Here is a 15,713-nt window from a genome sequence, read left to right as displayed (position 1 = left end):
GCCGTGACGACGACATTCATCATCATTTGCGTCGTCATGACGCTCATCGCGATTCTCGCCGTGGTCCTGCCGCTTTGGTTCGGCGCGCGCGTTAATCCCGATGCTGATCGCCGCTCGCAGGTGCTCGCGATTCTGCGCCAGCAGGCGGCCGACCTGGAGGCAGAGCGTGCCGCCGGCCACATTGATGCCGACGAGTACGAAGAAAGCCGCATGGAACTCGAGCGCCGCGTGCTCGAAGAAACGCGTCAGGACGAGAATGAACGCTCGGGCAAGGGCACGCTCGCCGCACGCATCCTCGCAGTGATCTTTCTCGTTGCGATTCCGACCGCGTCGACCTTGGCCTACCTCGCGCTCGGCCGCTACACCGCGATGGACCCGCAGTTCATCTCGATGATGGAAGAGCAGAGCGCGCGTCAGCGCGGCCACTCCGCGCGTGAAATGCAGAAGATGCTCGACGATCTGCGCGCACGCCTTGAAAAGGATCCGCAGAACGCCAACGGCTGGTTCATGCTTGCGCGCACCGCCGCGCAGATGAACCGCTTCGACGAGTCGGTCGAAGCCTTCAAGAAGCTCAACGCGCTCGTGCCGAACAACGCCGACATCATCGCCGACATGGCCGACATGATGGCGGCTGCGAACGGCAAGGTGATTACGCCCGACATTGAAGCGCTTCTGCAGAAGGCGCTGCGCATCGATCCCAATCAGTGGAAGGCGCTTGCACTCCTTGCGATTCACGCTTGGGACCGTCAGCAGTATGTCAATGCGGCGCTCTACTGGCAGCGTCTCCTCGAGGTGGTGCCGCCCGACTTCCCCGACCGCGAACAGATCGAAGCCAACATCTCCGAAGCCAAGCGCTTGGGGGGCGTGAACGATTCGATTTCGGCCGTCTCGCCGAACGCGGCTGATCAGAACGCGGCGGACGCCCAGGCGGCCGAAGGTGCCGAAGCGGTCTCGAAGACCGCGCCCGTACCGACGGCTTCGCCGGCCGACATGAAGTATGTCGCCGGTACCGTGACGATCTCCGACGAACTGCGCGCCAAAGTGAAGCCCGACGATGTCGTTTTCATCTACGCGCGACCGGCCGAAGGCAGCCGCATGCCTGTGGCCTTCATGAAGGTGACGGTCAAGGACCTGCCCTACAACTTCACGCTCGACAGCTCGAAGACGATGGGCATGGGCACGCAGACGCTTGAAAACGTCGATGTCGTCGTGGTCGGTGCCCGCATCTCGAAGACGGGCAACTTCATGCCGCAGGCAGGCGACCTTGAAGGAGAAATGCCCAATCCGGTCGAAGTGGGCGACCGAGGCCTCGTCGTGCAGATTACGACGGAACGCAAGTAATCCCGTTTGAGGCTCATGCCGTCGAAGGGCCGCAGAATCCCAAAAGGCGTTCTGCGGCCTTTTGTTGTAGCCTGCAAACGGATTTTAGGCAGTATTTGAGGCGCGGTGAAACAATTGTCGGCCCCCTCTAAAAGCTGGAAGTTCATCTCAAAGGAACCGATCGAAACCTCTCTAAGGCGGAATTGTTTTCTAGGCAATTTCTCCAAGGCAATCTGACCGACGAAGAATTTCGCAAAATTCTTTCTGCGGAAATTTGCGGGGTTGTGCTAGTTTGAAAAGGAAGAAAGCGGCGCGGCGGTTCGCTGCGGGCTTTCAAGGCAAGAATTTTTCGGAGCAGCAGATGTTCTATCAACGCAGTGCATCGTTTGAAAAAGCGGCCCTCGCCCGGGTCGTGTGCGCTTGCGTTTTCTGCGCTTCCTCTACATCGTCTTCCTCCTCTACGTCCGTGCAGGCGACATCCTCTCGTCTGCACGCTAGGCCTCGATCATGAAGACGCTCCGTCGGCTTTAGGGATCGAAGGGCTGAAGGAGCCGCAAGGCGATGTAAGCCCGACGACCGCACTAAAGCAAAGATAAAAGAATACCGAACGGGAGAGCCTTCATGGCTCTCCCGTTTTTTTATCAACTTTTTCACAAACTTCCCGGATAAATCGCCATGGCCTTGAGGCGATTTTGCAAAGAGGAAGCGCAGAGAAGACTTCCGGTTCATGCGGTTAGAAGCTTCGACGCACAACAAGGAAAGAAGGCGTGTTCGGACAAAACTCCTCGGTTGTCCGAACACCGAACCTTCAAGAGGCGAAAGCGGGCGTTTAGGCCCGGAAATCCAGAGACAACAGAAAGGAACTTAGTCATGGACCTCATCAAGAATTGGAAGATTCACGTTCTGGCGCTCATCATCGTCGCCATCGCCGAATTCATCGGTATTCAGAAGTTCGGCCTCATCGTGCTGCTGCCGCTCCTTTATTCGCTCGTGATCGGCGCGATTTTGAGCTTCCCGCGCTGGAACTTCATCAAGCCCGCTCAGATGGAGCGCGCAAGCCAGATGCTCTCGATCGGCATGCTGCTTCTGCTCACGAAGATCGGTCTCGACATCGGTCCGAACATCTCGATGATTTTCGATTCGGGCCTCGCACTCATCATGCAGGAATTCGGTCACTTCTTCGGCACGCTCGTCTTCGGTCTGCCGGTAGCGCTCTTGGTCGGCATGAAGCGTGAAGCGATCGGCGCCTGCTATTCGATCGACCGCGAAGCCAACGTTGCGATCATTGCCGAGCGCTTCGGGCTCGACTCGGCCGAAGGGCGCGGCGTGATGGGCATGTACGTCTGCGGCACGGTCTTCGGCGCCCTTTGGGTTTCGATCCTCGCCGGCGTCATCGCGCAGCTCAACATCTTCCACCCGCATTCGCTTGCCATGGGCGCCGGGATCGGCAGCGCCTCGATGATGGCTGCGGCCACCGGTTCGATCGTGGCCGCTCACCCGGAATGGGAAGAAACGGTGCGTGCCTACGCCGCTGCCGCGAACCTTCTCACCTCGGTGCTCGGCGTTTACTTCGCACTCTTCGTGTCGCTCCCCGTCACGATCAAGGTCTACGAATTCTTCACGAAGGACAAGGGCGAAACGAAGAAGCGCGACTTCTTGGCCGATGATGGAGCTGAAGCGCAGGCCGCTGCGTCCGCCGAAGCCGAAACCGTCAAAGCCTAAGCCTTCGGTCAAGTCAACAGTCACGCATCAAGCAACGAATTCACGCAAAAGGAACACATACCATGGCTCGCATTCTCAACAAGATGTACGACGTGCTCTTCATCCTGCTCGTCACGGGCTTTCTCGTCTGGATCGCCAATATGGAAGCCGGTTCGACCGCGTTTTCGAAGAGCGCCATCGGCATCATCCTGATGGTTGTCATCACCGCCATCGGCGTTCTGATTTCGATGCTTCCCGGGTTTAAGCGCCTGCCGATGGTCTTCTGGGTGTCGACCTGTGCGGTTGTGGCGTCGCTCCCCGCGTTTCCGCTCTCGGCCGAGATCCTGAGCTACACGAAGGAAGTGGGCTTCCTGCCGATCACGACGCCGATTCTCGCTTACGCGGGCCTCTCGCTCGGCAAGGACATGGAAGGCTTCAAGCACCTCTCGTGGCGCATCGTGCCCGTGGCGCTTGCCGTTGCTGCCGGCAGCTTCCTCTGCGCGACGGCGCTCGCCGAAGTGATGCTGCACCTCGAAGGGATCTTCTAACGGTTCAAAATATCTGACGGGCCCGGGCGTCCCGATTCCGAGCGGGACGCCCGACGCTCGGCCCCAATGACAAATTCGTCAATAAAAGGACTTTGCTCAAATGCAGAAAATGGATAAGGCGGCGCTCAAAGCGCGCGTGTGCGAAATCATCCGCGAACGCAATGCGGAAATCGTCGAACTCGGCCGTTCGATCTTTGCCGAACCCGAACTCGGCTTCAAGGAGGTGAAGACTTCCGCCAAGATCAAGGCCGCGTTTGAAAAGCTCGGTCTCGAATGCGAAACGGGCTGGGGCATCACGGGCGTCAAAGCGCGCATGAAGGGCAAGGCCTCGAAGCGCACGGTGGCAATGCTCGGCGAGCTCGATGCGATCGTCTGCCGCACGCACCCGAACTGCGACGCGGTGACGGGCGCGGCCCACTGCTGCGGGCACAATGTCCAGATTGCGAATGTCTATGCCGTTGCGGCGGCACTCAAGGAAGCGGGCGCGATGGAGTACTTGGGCGGCGACGTCGTCCTCTTTGCGGTGCCTGCCGAGGAATACGTCGAAATCGACTACCGCAGCAAGCTGCGCGACGAAGGCAAGCTCCGCTTCTTGGGCGGCAAGCAGCAGATCATCGCCGAGGGCGGCTTTGACGACTGCGACATCGCCATGCAGATGCACGTCGCCGTGACCGACAACCCCGAAGGCGACATGATGTACGCGGGCTCGTGCAACGGCTTCATCGGTAAGCTCATCGAGTACCACGGCCGCGCCGCACATGCCGCGGGCGCGCCCTCGCAGGGCATTAACGCGCTCAACGCTGCGATGATGGGCATCATGGGCGTGAACGCCATTCGCGAAACCTTCCGCGAAGAAGACTGCGTGCGCTTCCATCCGATCATCAACGCGGGCGGCGACCTCGTGAACGTCATCCCCGACTACGTCAAGATGGAAAGCTATTGCCGCGCTTCAAGCGTGAAGGCGCTTTCGGGCTACAACAAGGCGATCAACCGCGCACTCAAGGCGGGCGGCGACGCGATCGGCGCGCGCTGCGAAATCAAGGATCTGCCCGGCTATCTGCCGCTCGCGCCCGACGCCAAGCTCGCCGAATGCCTGCGCGAGAATGCCGCCGCGATGATGGGCGAAAAGAATGTCTTCTCGGGCGTGCACTCCGCGGGTTCCACCGACATGGGCGACGTCTCGCAGATCATGCCGACGGTCCATCCGTGGGTGGGCTGCGTCAAGGGGACGCTGCACGGCGCCGATTACGTGGTCGACAACGAGGAGGTCGCCTACGTGAAGTGCCCGCAGGCCCTGGCCTGCATGATTGTCGACCTGCTCTGGGACGACGCCGAGAAGGCCGACGAGATCTGCCGCGAATTCAAGCCCGTCTTCACGAAGGAGACGTACTGCCAGTTCCTTGAGGACCTGAGCGCGGGCAAGAACTGATTTCGCGTTCGCTCCAGGTACTGTGAGCACAAAGGGCGGCCTCGCTTTGCAAGCGGGGCCGCCTATCGAAAACGGGACGCAGCGGCGTCCCGTTTTCGTTAATCAAGCGTATAAAAATTGATTGATATCAATATTTTTTGCAAGTAAGGTTGCAAAAAAAGAAGGAAAAACACCCTAAACGGGTTTTAGAAGACTAGGATTTGAACTTGTCCCAAGCGTCGGTGACGGCGCAGCGGATCGGGACGGTCCTTCGCGGACCGGCTCAGGAAGTGTTTCGAACGTGCGCGGCAAAAGCAACGAGCGCCGCCCCTTCGGGAAACTTCGGCAGGCGGATGATCCCGTCTTGCAAAACCAAAAAATCGATCTAAAGCTGGGTGGAGGCCGCTATACGTGTCCGGCACTCATCCAGACGCCAACCTGAGGAGGGTCCGGCTGATCGGAAAGTCCCCGCGGAAGACGCCGCAGATAAGTTCGGCGCTCGGAAGCATCGTGAACATAAGAAGAGGGAATCCGGTGAGCTGCACAATCCGCCCAATTAGAAAATTGAGGCCCTCTCATGGCTATCTCCAAAAAAGTTGCGGCGCTCGCCGCCGTCCTCTCCCTTTGTGCTTCCTTTGGCGCCAACGCGCTTGAAAAGCTTCGCGTCGGAAGCCTCACCGTTTATCCGCCTTTCGAATATCTCGATTCCTCCACGGGTCGCTACGAAGGCTTCGACATGGATCTCATCCGCGAAGTCGGCAAACGCGAAGGCTTCGAGATCGAAATCGTCTCGATGTCGCTCGACGGGCTCGTGCCCGCTCTCATGAGCGGCAACATTGATGCGGCGGTCTCTGCGCTCACGATCACGCCCGAGCGCTCGGCGCGCGTCGACTTCACGAAGCCCTACCTGAACGCCGGGCTCACCGTGATGACGACGAAGACGAACGCACCCGCGATCAAGAGCTTGAAGGATCTTGAAGGAAAGACGCTCTGCGCCGAAATCGGTTCCTCGGGCGCACTCGTCATGAAGCGCATTCCGGGCACGAAGATCCGCACGTTCAACTCGGCGGCCGACGCTTTCCTCGAACTGAACGAGGGCGGCTGCTATGCCATGCTCAACGACGGTCCCGTGAACCGTTACTTTCTGAAGCAGCCCGCTTCGAAGAGCATGAACCTCACGGCGCTCGACTTCGTCGTCTCCGACGACTTCTACGGCATGGCGGTGCAAAAGGGCAACAAGAAGCTCCTCGAGCGCCTCGACAAGTCGCTCGCTTCGATCAAGGCCGACGGCACGTTCGACAAAATTTACGAAAAGTGGTTCGGCGTGAAGCCTGCTGCCGCCGAGGCGGCTCAGAACTGACGAAGCCGGCACGCAAGAGACCGAAACGGCCGACAACCGACTGTCGGCCCAAGCGAGCGAAAGCCGCTCTTTCTCGGCAGAGAAGAGCGCTTTCGCTCGATTCTTTTTGCGTGACATCGCCGCGAACGTCAGGAATTTGCAACCGCAGCGGCGGTTCGCCGTGCCTCTGCGCGCGGTCTTCGGCAGTCTGTCAATCGCTTCCGCGCAGCCTCTCATTTGGACGAGCACGCCGTCCCGAGGTAAGATTCGGCTTCTGCTCCAAAGAAAAAACGGGGTTTCCGCTCTCATTCAGGGTTTTAGCAAAAGAAGAAATGACCGATTCCATCACCGTCGAGACCAAGCCGATCGCGTCTGAGCCGGCTTCGCATACGCCGATTATTCGCGTTCCGCGTCAGCGCCGTGTTCGCCGCGACCGCCGCACGGACATTCTGCAGACGCTTGCCGTTCTGCTCGAAGATCCGCACTGCGACCGCATCACGACCGCGCAGATTGCGAAAAAGCTCGATTTGTCCGAGGCGGCGCTTTATCGGAGCTTTTCTTCGAAGGGCGCGATGTTCGACGGGCTCATTGAGTTCATCGAGTCGAGCCTGCTTGATCTCTTTGCGCAGATCCGTGCGGACGAGAAGCTCACGAACGTGGCGAAAATCCAAGTGATGACGAGCGTCATGCTCGACTTTGCCGATGCCAACCGCGGTCTCACGCGCGTGATGACCGGTCAGGTCCTCATGAAGGAGGATCCCAAGCTCACCGAACGCATGACGCGCGTGATCGAAAGCCTCGAAACGGGGCTGCGTCAGGCGTATCGCGAAGCGGTGCTTGCCGGGGAGCTGCCCGCAGACTTCAATTCGAGCGCGCGCGCGAGCCTCGTGATGAACTGGGTGACAGGGCGGTGGCTGCGCTTCGTGCTCACGGGTTTTAAAACGCGCCCGAACGGCGTTTCGCCTGTGACGCTCGAGCCTTTCTTCGCCTAAAAGCGTAAGAACCGGCGGCGGACCGATGCGATCGGCGCCGCCTATCTTTAAAAACACGAAGTATTACAAAAATAAGCGTTCGAAACGCGAAAAAAAGCCGTACGACGAACGGATACCGTTTCGTATCAAGACGGAAAAACAGACTGCAATTCTCTCTCAGGCGCATTGATGAAAGTCAATGCTTTGTCGCGGCAACGCAAATTTTCGACCTTTTGCGTCGATGCGACACCGATCTTCGGGCGATAGTAAACATGCCGAAGTTGATAGAGGCGCGACACGAATGAGTATCGAATCCGAGGCGGCAGCCTAGGACGGTTCGAAAAAGGTCAAGTCGCCGAAACGGCGGAATCGGCGGATTCCGCAGGTTGGGCGCAGGCGAAAGACGTCTGCGACTCCCGTCCTTCGTCGAAGTGCGTACGGCGCATCGGCGAACGATGGAGGCGCTATCGATGAGTCAGACGCAATCAGATCCTTGCGCCGGCGCCCGCGACAACGCAACAAAGGGCCGCCCGGAAAACCCGAAAGGAAACGACTGCGCGAGGCTGCATCGGTACAGATGCAGCTTCGAGCAGAAGAGAAACTTTCTTTCGGAGAAAACAAAATGACGGAAATGCGTCGCGAAATTGGCCTATTCGGCGGCATTTCGGTGCTCGGCGGCATCATGATCGGTTCGGGCATCTTCTATATCGGCGGCATCGTTCTCGCGCGCTGCGAGATGAGTCTCGGTCTTGCGCTTTTGGTCTGGCTTGTGGGCGGCCTCATCACGCTCATGAGCGGCGTCTGCTACGCCGAGCTCGGCGCGATGCTCCCGAAGGCGGGCGGCAGCTACGTGTACCTGCGCGAAGCCTACGGGGAGCGCACGGCCTTTGTGAGCGGCTTCTCGAACTTCATCCTCTCTTCGAGCGCTTCGATTGCGGCACTGGCCGTTGCCTTTGCGGGCGCGCTCTCGACCGTCGTTCCGATGGGCTCGATCACGCAGAAGATCGTTGCGGTCGGTACGGTGGTTCTCCTTTCTCTCATCAACATCCGCGGCATTCGCATGGGTGCGGCCGTGCAGAACGTCTTCATGGTTTTGAAGCTCCTGCCGATCGGCCTCATCATGGTCGCGGGTCTCTTCTTCGGCACGGAAACGCCCGACCTCCTCGCGATGCCGGAAACGATGCCTTCGGCGACGTCGCTCCTTCCCGTGATCGCTTTTGCCGTCGTTGCCACGCTCTGGGCCTATGAAGGCTGGCACAACCTCAACAGCATCGCCGAAGAAATCAAGAATCCGCGGCGCAACATTCCGCTTGCGATCATGCTCTCGATCGTCGGCGTGACGTTCCTTTACGTGTGCTTCAACTATTCGATTTTCCGCGTGCTTTCGCCCGAAGTCATTTCGGCGATGGTCAACGACGGCAATTTCTACCTCGGTACGGCCGCGGCGGAGTCGCTCTTCGGCACCTACGGCGGCATGCTCGTCTCGGCGGCGATGATTCTCGCGATCTTCAATTCCCTGAACGGCTGCGTGATGGTCTTCCCGCGCGTTTATTACGCGATGGCCCGCGACGGCGCGATGATTCGTTCGCTCGGTCGTCTCCACGAAGGCTTCCGTACGCCGGTGAATTCGATCATCGCTTCGGGTCTTATCTCGATTCTGCTCATTCTCTCGCGCGATTTGGCGGGTCTGACGAGCCTCGTGGCGGTCTCCGGGATCATCTTCAACGCACTTACGTTCTACGCGGTCATCGTGCTGCGCCGCCGCATGCCGCAGGTTGAGCGTCCCTACAAGGTCTGGTGCTACCCGTATCTCATCTGGGCCGTGATTCTCATCATGGCCGGTCTCCTCGCGAGCACGGTGGTCGAAGATCCGGTGACGGCGCTCATGAACGTCGTGATCCCTGCCGTGAGCCTCGTTATCTACGAAATCTTCTTCCGCAAGCGCGCTGAAGCGCTGCGCGCCGAACGTGCGAAGAACGTTGATGCGGCAGTTGAGCCTGCACCCGCCGCGTAACGCGAACGCAAGCAGAACAAAGCCGCAGGGCTCGGTCGATATCGGACGAAGTTCGCCGGTGCCCCTCGAGTCCGCGGCAGTACCAACAACGAAAAAAACAACGCGGCAAACGCCGTGCGAACACTTCAAAAGGAAACATCCCATGACTCGCTCGCTTCTTCTTCAAAACGCCAACATTTATCTCGGCAGAGGGCGCTTTGCGCGTTCGCTGCTTGCGGTCGACGGCGTGATTCGCGCCGTCGGTTCGGATGAGGCGATGGCCGCCTGCGCACCCGCAGGCGTCGAAGTGCTCAACGCCGAAGGCCGCACGGCGGTTCCGGCCTTCAACGACAGCCACTGCCACCTGCTCATGCTCGGGCGTGCGCTCGAAGATATTCGTCTGCACGGCACGAGCGGCATTGCGGACTTGAAGGCGCGCGTGCGCCGCTACATTGTCGAGCGCCGGCCCGCGCCGGGAACGGTGCTCCACGGCATGGGCTGGAATCAGGACTACTTTGAAGACGAGCGCCGGCTGCCCACGGCCGCTGACCTTGACGAGGCCGCGCCCGGCTACCCGCTCGTACTCGAGCGCGCCTGCGGCCATATCCTCGTAGCAAGTACGGCGGCGATGCGCCTAGCCGGCATTACGAACGAGACGGCGCCGCTGCCGGGCGGCGCGATCGATCGCGACGGCGAGGGGCGCGCCACGGGGATTTTCCGCGAGAACGCGTGTGCGCAGGTGATGCGCATTCTGCCCGCGCCGACACTCGATTCCGATCGCCGTGCACTGCAGGCGGCTTTGCGGCACGCTGCGGCCTGCGGCGTCGGTTCCGCACACTCGATGGACGTGCGCGGCGGCAACTGGCGCGACGTGCTCGCGCTCTACCGTTCTGTCCTTGAAGAAACGCCGAGTCTGCGCGTCAATCACCAGTGCTGCTTTATGGAAGAGAACGAGCTCGCAGACTTTCTTGCAGCGGGCAATCGCACGGGGACCGTCGCCGGGCACGCGATGAACCGCGTTGGTCCCCTGAAGCTCTTTGTCGACGGCAGTCTCGGTGCACGCACGGCGCTCCTGCGAGCGTCGTACGCCGATGATCCGACGACGTCCGGCATCGGCACGATCGAACCTGACATGCTTTCGCGCCTTGTGACGCGCGCCGTTCGCGGCGGCATGCAGTCGACGATTCACGCGATCGGCGACGGTGCGATCGAGCGTGTTTTGAATGCGTACGAGCCTTTCTGCCGCGGCGGCGAAAACCCGATGCGACTTGGCATCGTGCACGTGCAGATCACGGACCGGCCGCTCCTCGAGCGCATGGCGGCAATGGGCGTGCTCGCGCACATTCAGCCGATCTTCCTGCACTACGACATGCACGTTGTCTGCGATCGCGTGGGTAGGGCGCTTGCCGCTTCGAGCTATGCCTTCAAGAGCATGCTCGAGCTCGGTATTCCGACGAGTCTTGGCACGGACTGCCCGGTCGAAGACCTCAACGCCATCGACAACCTTTACTGTGCCGTGAACCGGCGCGACCTCTCGGGCGATAGTGAAGGCCAGCCCGACGGGTTCTTCGCGAACGAAAAGCTTTCGATCGAAGAAGCGGTCGATGCTTACACGGCGGGGAGCGCCTTCGCGAGCTTTGAAGAAAATCGCAAGGGACGGCTCTTGCCCGGACACGTTGCCGACATCGCGCTTCTCTCGCAGGACATTTTCTCGATCGATCCGCTCGCGCTTCGCACGACGACGGTCGACAGAACGATCGTCGACGGCAGAACGGTGTTCGTGCGTGAATAAAACCTGCGTTGCGGCTCTTGGCCGAAAAGCCGGCAGTATGCCGGTCTGAAAAAAGCAGAAGGGCGTCCGATTTCAAGGTCGGACGCCCTTCCTTTATTGAGCGGCAAATCTTTCACCGCTTTCGTGCCGCATCAGGCCTTGCGCTTGTCGAGGCCGAGTTCGGACATGATCGTCGCGGAGATTTCTTCAATCGACTTCGTCGTCGAATTGAGCCAGCGGATGCCTTCGCGGCGCATCAGATTTTCAGCGTCGGCGATTTCCTTCTCGCAGTTCGCAAGACTCGCGTAGCGGCTCCCCGGGCGGCGTTCGTTGCGGATTTCCGAGAGACGTTCGGGCGAAATCGAAAGACCGAAGAGTTTGCTGCGCAAGGGCAGGAGCGCATCGGGAAGCGCACCGCGGTCGAAGTCTTCGGGGATGAGCGGATAGTTGGCGACCTTGATGCCGAACTGCATCGCGAGGAAAAGCGAGGTCGGTGTCTTGCCCGAGCGCGAGACGCCCACGAGAATGACGTCGGCTTCGTCAAGCCCGCGGTTCGTCTGCCCGTCGTCGTGCGTGAGCGTGTAGTCGATCGCGGCAATGCGGCGGTTGTACTTTTCGTCGTCGCGGATCTTGTGCGTCTGACCGATCGAGTGCGCGCTCTTCATGCCGAGTTCGGTTTCGAGCGGGCCGACAAACTTGCGGAAGAGGTCGATGATGTGCCCGGAGACGAGCTCGTTGAAGCTGCGCATGATGTCGGGCTCAACGAAGGTCGTGAAGATGATCGGGCGCGTGCCTTCTTCTTTTTCAACCGCATTGATGCGGCGCGCGGTGTCGATTGCCTTCTCGACGGTGTTGACGAACGGGATGCGCGTCTGGTGGTACCGCAGGTCGGGGAACTGCGTCATGATCGAGTGCGCGAGCGTCTCGGCCGTAATGGCGGTGCCGTCGCTCACAATGAAAATCTGACGCGTCTTGGCTGTCGAATCGGTCATGGAAAGCCTCGGAATGGATGTCGGGCTTGAAAAGGAAAAAGTAGAGAAGCGGGATGATAAAGGAAGCGGCCGCCTTCGGTCGAGGCTTGCGGGCGTGATGCCGAGATAAACTGCGGGTAAAACGTGGGTCGAGAAGCCCGTATTTGCGCCGCCGCAACGCTCGCGCGCTTGCTGAGGCCTCTCCCGCTCTCTGTCGGCAGCTTCGTCGGGTTACAATGCGGTCGGTTTTCGTAAGTCCCGAGGCATCTCTCGGGAATCTATTGAGGAAGAAAATGGTACAGGGTCGTTACGTCTTTCCTTTCAGCCAGCTTCGCATGACCGATGTGGACCGCGTCGGCGGCAAGAATGCGTCGCTCGGCGAACTCTTGAGCCAGCTCACGGCCGCCGGCATCCGAGTTCCCGACGGTTTTGCAACCACGGCTGAGGCATTCCGCCTCTTCATTCGCGAAGGCGGGCTTGAGGAACGCATCCACGAACGTCTTGCAAATCTCGATGTCGAAGACGTGAAGGCCCTCGCGGCCGCGGGTGCCGAAATCCGCGGCTGGATTGAAGCCGCGCCGTTCCCCGCCGAGCTCGAACGCGAAATCCGCGAATTCTACGATTGGCTCAAGGACGGCCAGGCCGAAATCTCGGTCGCCGTTCGTTCCTCGGCCACGGCCGAAGACCTCCCGGACGCCTCGTTCGCCGGTCAGCAGGAAACGGTCCTCAACGTCGTCGGCATCGACGCCGTGCTCGCGCGCATGAAGGAAGTGTTCGCGTCGCTCTACAACGACCGCGCCATCTCCTACCGCGTTCACAAGGGCTTCACCCACAGCGAAGTGGCGCTTTCGGCCGGCGTGCAGCGCATGTGCCGCTCCGACAAGGGCGCCGCGGGCGTGATGTTCACGCTCGACACGGAATCGGGCTTTGATCAGGTCGTCTTCATCACGGCTTCCTACGGCCTCGGTGAAACGGTCGTTCAGGGCGCCGTCAACCCCGACGAATTCTATGTCTTCAAGCCCACGCTCGAGGCGGGCAAGTTCCCGATCATCCGCAAGACGCTCGGCTCGAAGCTCATCAAGATGGAATTCGAATCCGACCGCTCGACGGGCCGCACGGTCCGCACGGTCGATGTGCCCGCCGAAGATCGCCGCCAGTTCGCCATCACCGACGACGATGTGATCGAACTCGCCAAATTCGCCCGCATCATTGAAAAGCACTACGGCCGTCCCATGGACATCGAATGGGGCAAGGACGGCGTCGACGGCAAGATCTACATCCTGCAGGCGCGTCCGGAAACGGTGAAGTCGCAGCAGAAGTCCGCCGACGTGCAGCTGCGCTACACCCTGAAGAGCAAGGGCCGTCTCCTTGTTCAGGGCCGCGCGATCGGTCAGAAGATCGGCCAGGGCAAGGTTCGCATCGTTCAGAGCGCTGCCGAAATGGACCGCGTTCAGCCGGGCGACGTCCTTGTCACGGACATGACCGACCCCAACTGGGAACCGGTGATGAAGCGTGCTTCCGCGATCGTGACGAACCGCGGCGGCCGTACGTGCCACGCCGCGATCATCGCGCGTGAACTCGGCATCCCGGCCGTTGTCGGCTGCGGCGACGCGACGGAACGCCTCGTCGAAGACGACGAAGTGACGGTCTCCTGCGCCGAAGGCGACACGGGCAACATCTACGAAGGGCTTCTTGAAATCGAATGCGAAGAAGTCCAGCGCGGTGCGCTCCCCGAGATCCCCGTCAAGATCATGATGAACGTGGGCAATCCGCAGCTCGCGTTCGAATTCCAGTCGATCCCGAACAAGGGCGTGGGTCTTGCCCGTCTCGAGTTCGTGATCAACAACAACATCGGCATCCACCCGAAGGTCATTCTCGAGTACCCGAACGTGCCGGGCGAACTGCGCGACGCCGTTGAACGCCTCTCGGCCGGTTATCCGTCCCCGAAGGCCTTCTTCGAACGCAAGATCGCCGAAGGCGTGGCGACGATCGCTGCGGCCTTCTATCCGAAGAAGGTCATCGTTCGTCTCTCCGACTTCAAGTCCAACGAGTACCGCAAGCTCATCGGCGGCGCCAACTACGAACCGGTGGAAGAAAACCCGATGCTCGGCTTCCGCGGTGCTTCGCGCTACATCTCCAACCAGTTCGCGGAATGCTTCGCGATGGAATGCCGCGCGATGAAGTTCGTGCGCGACGAAATGGGCCTCACGAACGTCGAACTGATGATCCCGTTTGTTCGTACGGTTGACGAAGCCCGCCGCGTCACGGAAATCATGGAATCGCACGGTCTGAAGCGCGGCGAAAACGGTCTGCGCCTCAACATGATGTGCGAAATCCCGAGCAACGCCGTTCTCGCTGACCAGTTCCTCGACTACTTCGACGGCTTCTCGATCGGTTCGAACGACATGACGCAGCTCGCGCTCGGTCTCGACCGCGACTCTGGCCTTGTTGCCGCCTCGTTCGACGAACGCAACGACGCCGTGAAGGCGCTGCTTGCGATGGCGATCAAGGCCTGCCGCGCCCGCGGCAAGTATGTCGGCATCTGCGGCCAGGGCCCGTCCGACCACGCCGACTTCGCGCAGTGGCTGATGGATCAGGGCATTGAGTCGATCTCGCTCAATCCCGACACGGTCGTCGACACCTGGCGTCGTCTCGCGAAGTAATCGCTTCCAAGCGGACCGTTCTCTCGCCCCGAAGGGCCGGAGGACGATTCCTTGAGGGATCGCTTCCCTGAAAGTGAAAAGGCAGCTTCGGCTGCCTTTTCGCATATGGAGACAGCCGGATTCGCCGGAACGCCGATTTGAAGCCTGCGCTTAAGGCTCTCAGAAAAGAATTCGCCGCGAACTCGGCCCGTTCGCGGCGAATACAACTTGATGGACGCTGCTGAGTAAGCGCCTCAAGGACACGGAAACGAAGCGCTTCCTCGCAATGAACGGCATTACTTGGCCGTATTCATGTACTGCTCGTCCGTCACTTCTTCAAGCCACTCGACATTCTTGCCGTCCGGGATTTCGCCCGTCACGGTCATCTGTACCATGCGCTTCGTGGGCGAGGCACCATGGAAGTGTTTGACGCTCTTGGGGCAAATGACGATGTCGCCGGCCTTAAGCGTGCTCACCTTTTCACCATAGACGCCCGAGCGGCCTTCGCCTTCAAGGATGTAAAGCACCTGGCCGACCGGGTGCGTGTGCCAGAAGGAGCGCGAACCCGCTTCAAAGACCACGACGCCGCCCGAAGCAGCCATGCCAGGCATGGCCGGGAAGACGCTCTGAACGGTGACGTCACCCGTAAAGAACTTGGGACTGCCCTTGACGGCTTGCTGCCTATCGAGACTCGTGACGAACTGGCTGTCAGCGGGAATGTCGGCCGGGGTGACGGCGCCGGCGGTGCCTGCGGCAATAAAAGCGGCAACGGCGAAAGCCAGGGCGGCGGTAAAGCGGCGTGTCATGATGTTGTCTGTTCCGAAAAAGTTACTCGAAATTACTCGATGTGTTTTCGGATTTCTTTCCGCACTTCACCAGAGTCCGCGCGGCTTTTTCCAAAGTCGGCTGCATCCAGTTGAAGCCTCTTGAGGGCCAGTAAGTTCCCCCGGAGCTAATGGCATCACGGTACTTAGCGGTTCGGGCCTCGATAATCTTTTTGACTTCTCGATAACCCATGTACCGCGTGATTTCCGGATCCCACAGCCGGA

12 protein-coding genes and 1 riboswitch are annotated in these 15,713 nt (G+C 60.1%); of the genes, 9 read left to right on the top strand and 3 right to left on the bottom strand.

The window, feature by feature from the left end:
- The first annotated feature begins 3 nt into the window (after positions 1 to 3).
- The 8 genes from ccmI (at position 4) to H6A60_RS09520 (ending at position 11,072) form a co-directional block, all read left to right on the top strand.
- Entirely contained in the window at positions 4 to 1,341 is a 1,338-nt protein-coding gene (ccmI, locus tag H6A60_RS09555; protein WP_205103951.1) for a c-type cytochrome biogenesis protein CcmI, read from the top strand.
- Positions 1,342 to 2,190: 849 nt separating this feature from the next.
- The gene (locus H6A60_RS09550; RefSeq protein WP_205103949.1) at positions 2,191 to 3,042 is read left to right on the top strand and encodes a DUF3100 domain-containing protein; all 852 of its coding nucleotides are present in this window, start codon (positions 2,191 to 2,193) and stop codon (positions 3,040 to 3,042) included.
- Positions 3,043 to 3,104: 62 nt separating this feature from the next.
- On the top strand, positions 3,105 to 3,569 hold the full coding sequence (locus H6A60_RS09545) for a hypothetical protein (protein ID WP_205103947.1): 465 nt from the start codon (positions 3,105 to 3,107) through the stop codon (positions 3,567 to 3,569).
- Positions 3,570 to 3,669: 100 nt separating this feature from the next.
- The gene (locus tag H6A60_RS09540) at positions 3,670 to 4,998 is read left to right on the top strand and encodes an amidohydrolase (protein ID WP_239477688.1); all 1,329 of its coding nucleotides are present in this window, start codon (positions 3,670 to 3,672) and stop codon (positions 4,996 to 4,998) included.
- Between the two features lie 556 nt (positions 4,999 to 5,554).
- Positions 5,555 to 6,337, top strand: coding sequence for a basic amino acid ABC transporter substrate-binding protein (locus H6A60_RS09535; RefSeq protein ID WP_205103945.1), 783 nt, complete (start codon positions 5,555 to 5,557; stop codon positions 6,335 to 6,337).
- Positions 6,338 to 6,648: 311 nt separating this feature from the next.
- On the top strand, positions 6,649 to 7,308 hold the full coding sequence (gene slmA, locus H6A60_RS09530) for a nucleoid occlusion factor SlmA (RefSeq protein ID WP_205103943.1): 660 nt from the start codon (positions 6,649 to 6,651) through the stop codon (positions 7,306 to 7,308).
- 256 nt (positions 7,309 to 7,564) lie between these two features.
- A riboswitch (Lysine riboswitch) is annotated at positions 7,565 to 7,762 on the top strand.
- 147 nt (positions 7,763 to 7,909) lie between these two features.
- Entirely contained in the window at positions 7,910 to 9,301 is a 1,392-nt protein-coding gene (locus tag H6A60_RS09525) for an APC family permease (protein ID WP_239477687.1), read from the top strand.
- 142 nt (positions 9,302 to 9,443) lie between these two features.
- Positions 9,444 to 11,072 (top strand): amidohydrolase, encoded by a 1,629-nt coding sequence (locus H6A60_RS09520; RefSeq protein WP_205103939.1) that lies wholly within the window; start codon positions 9,444 to 9,446, stop codon positions 11,070 to 11,072.
- 131 nt (positions 11,073 to 11,203) lie between these two features.
- On the opposite strand, the gene ppsR is transcribed toward H6A60_RS09520, so the two are convergent.
- Positions 11,204 to 12,043 carry a posphoenolpyruvate synthetase regulatory kinase/phosphorylase PpsR gene (gene ppsR / locus H6A60_RS09515; RefSeq protein ID WP_205103937.1) on the bottom strand — a complete coding sequence of 280 codons (840 nt, stop codon included), beginning with the start codon at positions 12,041 to 12,043 and terminating at the stop codon, positions 11,204 to 11,206.
- 272 nt (positions 12,044 to 12,315) lie between these two features.
- Here ppsR and ppsA point away from each other — a divergent pair, with 272 nt between their 5' ends.
- Positions 12,316 to 14,685 (top strand): phosphoenolpyruvate synthase, encoded by a 2,370-nt coding sequence (gene ppsA, locus H6A60_RS09510; protein WP_205103935.1) that lies wholly within the window; start codon positions 12,316 to 12,318, stop codon positions 14,683 to 14,685.
- A 275-nt stretch (positions 14,686 to 14,960) separates the two neighbouring features.
- On the opposite strand, the gene H6A60_RS09505 is transcribed toward ppsA, so the two are convergent.
- Entirely contained in the window at positions 14,961 to 15,470 is a 510-nt protein-coding gene (locus tag H6A60_RS09505) for a cupin domain-containing protein (protein ID WP_205103933.1), read from the bottom strand.
- A 22-nt stretch (positions 15,471 to 15,492) separates the two neighbouring features.
- Positions 15,493 to 15,713: hypothetical protein (locus H6A60_RS09500; protein WP_205103931.1), on the bottom strand; the 221-nt coding region annotated here is incomplete at its 5' end.

The sequence above is a fragment of the Sutterella massiliensis genome, assembly GCF_016899755.1.
GTDB lineage: Bacteria > Pseudomonadota > Gammaproteobacteria > Burkholderiales > Burkholderiaceae_F > Sutterella > Sutterella massiliensis.
The sequence above is the reverse complement of the archived record's forward strand: the minus strand, read 5'-3'. Positions and strand labels throughout refer to the sequence as shown.

Coding starts and splice junctions, on each gene's coding strand:
- H6A60_RS09535 (WP_205103945.1), top strand. CDS start 5,555: ATGGCTATCTCCAAAAAAGTTGCGGCGCTCGCCGCCGTCCTCTCCCTT.
- H6A60_RS09545 (WP_205103947.1), top strand. CDS start 3,105: ATGGCTCGCATTCTCAACAAGATGTACGACGTGCTCTTCATCCTGCTC.
- H6A60_RS09520 (WP_205103939.1), top strand. CDS start 9,444: ATGACTCGCTCGCTTCTTCTTCAAAACGCCAACATTTATCTCGGCAGA.
- slmA (WP_205103943.1), top strand. CDS start 6,649: ATGACCGATTCCATCACCGTCGAGACCAAGCCGATCGCGTCTGAGCCG.
- ppsA (WP_205103935.1), top strand. CDS start 12,316: ATGGTACAGGGTCGTTACGTCTTTCCTTTCAGCCAGCTTCGCATGACC.
- H6A60_RS09540 (WP_239477688.1), top strand. CDS start 3,670: ATGCAGAAAATGGATAAGGCGGCGCTCAAAGCGCGCGTGTGCGAAATC.
- H6A60_RS09505 (WP_205103933.1), bottom strand. CDS start 15,470: ATGACACGCCGCTTTACCGCCGCCCTGGCTTTCGCCGTTGCCGCTTTT.
- H6A60_RS09525 (WP_239477687.1), top strand. CDS start 7,910: ATGACGGAAATGCGTCGCGAAATTGGCCTATTCGGCGGCATTTCGGTG.
- H6A60_RS09550 (WP_205103949.1), top strand. CDS start 2,191: ATGGACCTCATCAAGAATTGGAAGATTCACGTTCTGGCGCTCATCATC.
- ppsR (WP_205103937.1), bottom strand. CDS start 12,043: ATGACCGATTCGACAGCCAAGACGCGTCAGATTTTCATTGTGAGCGAC.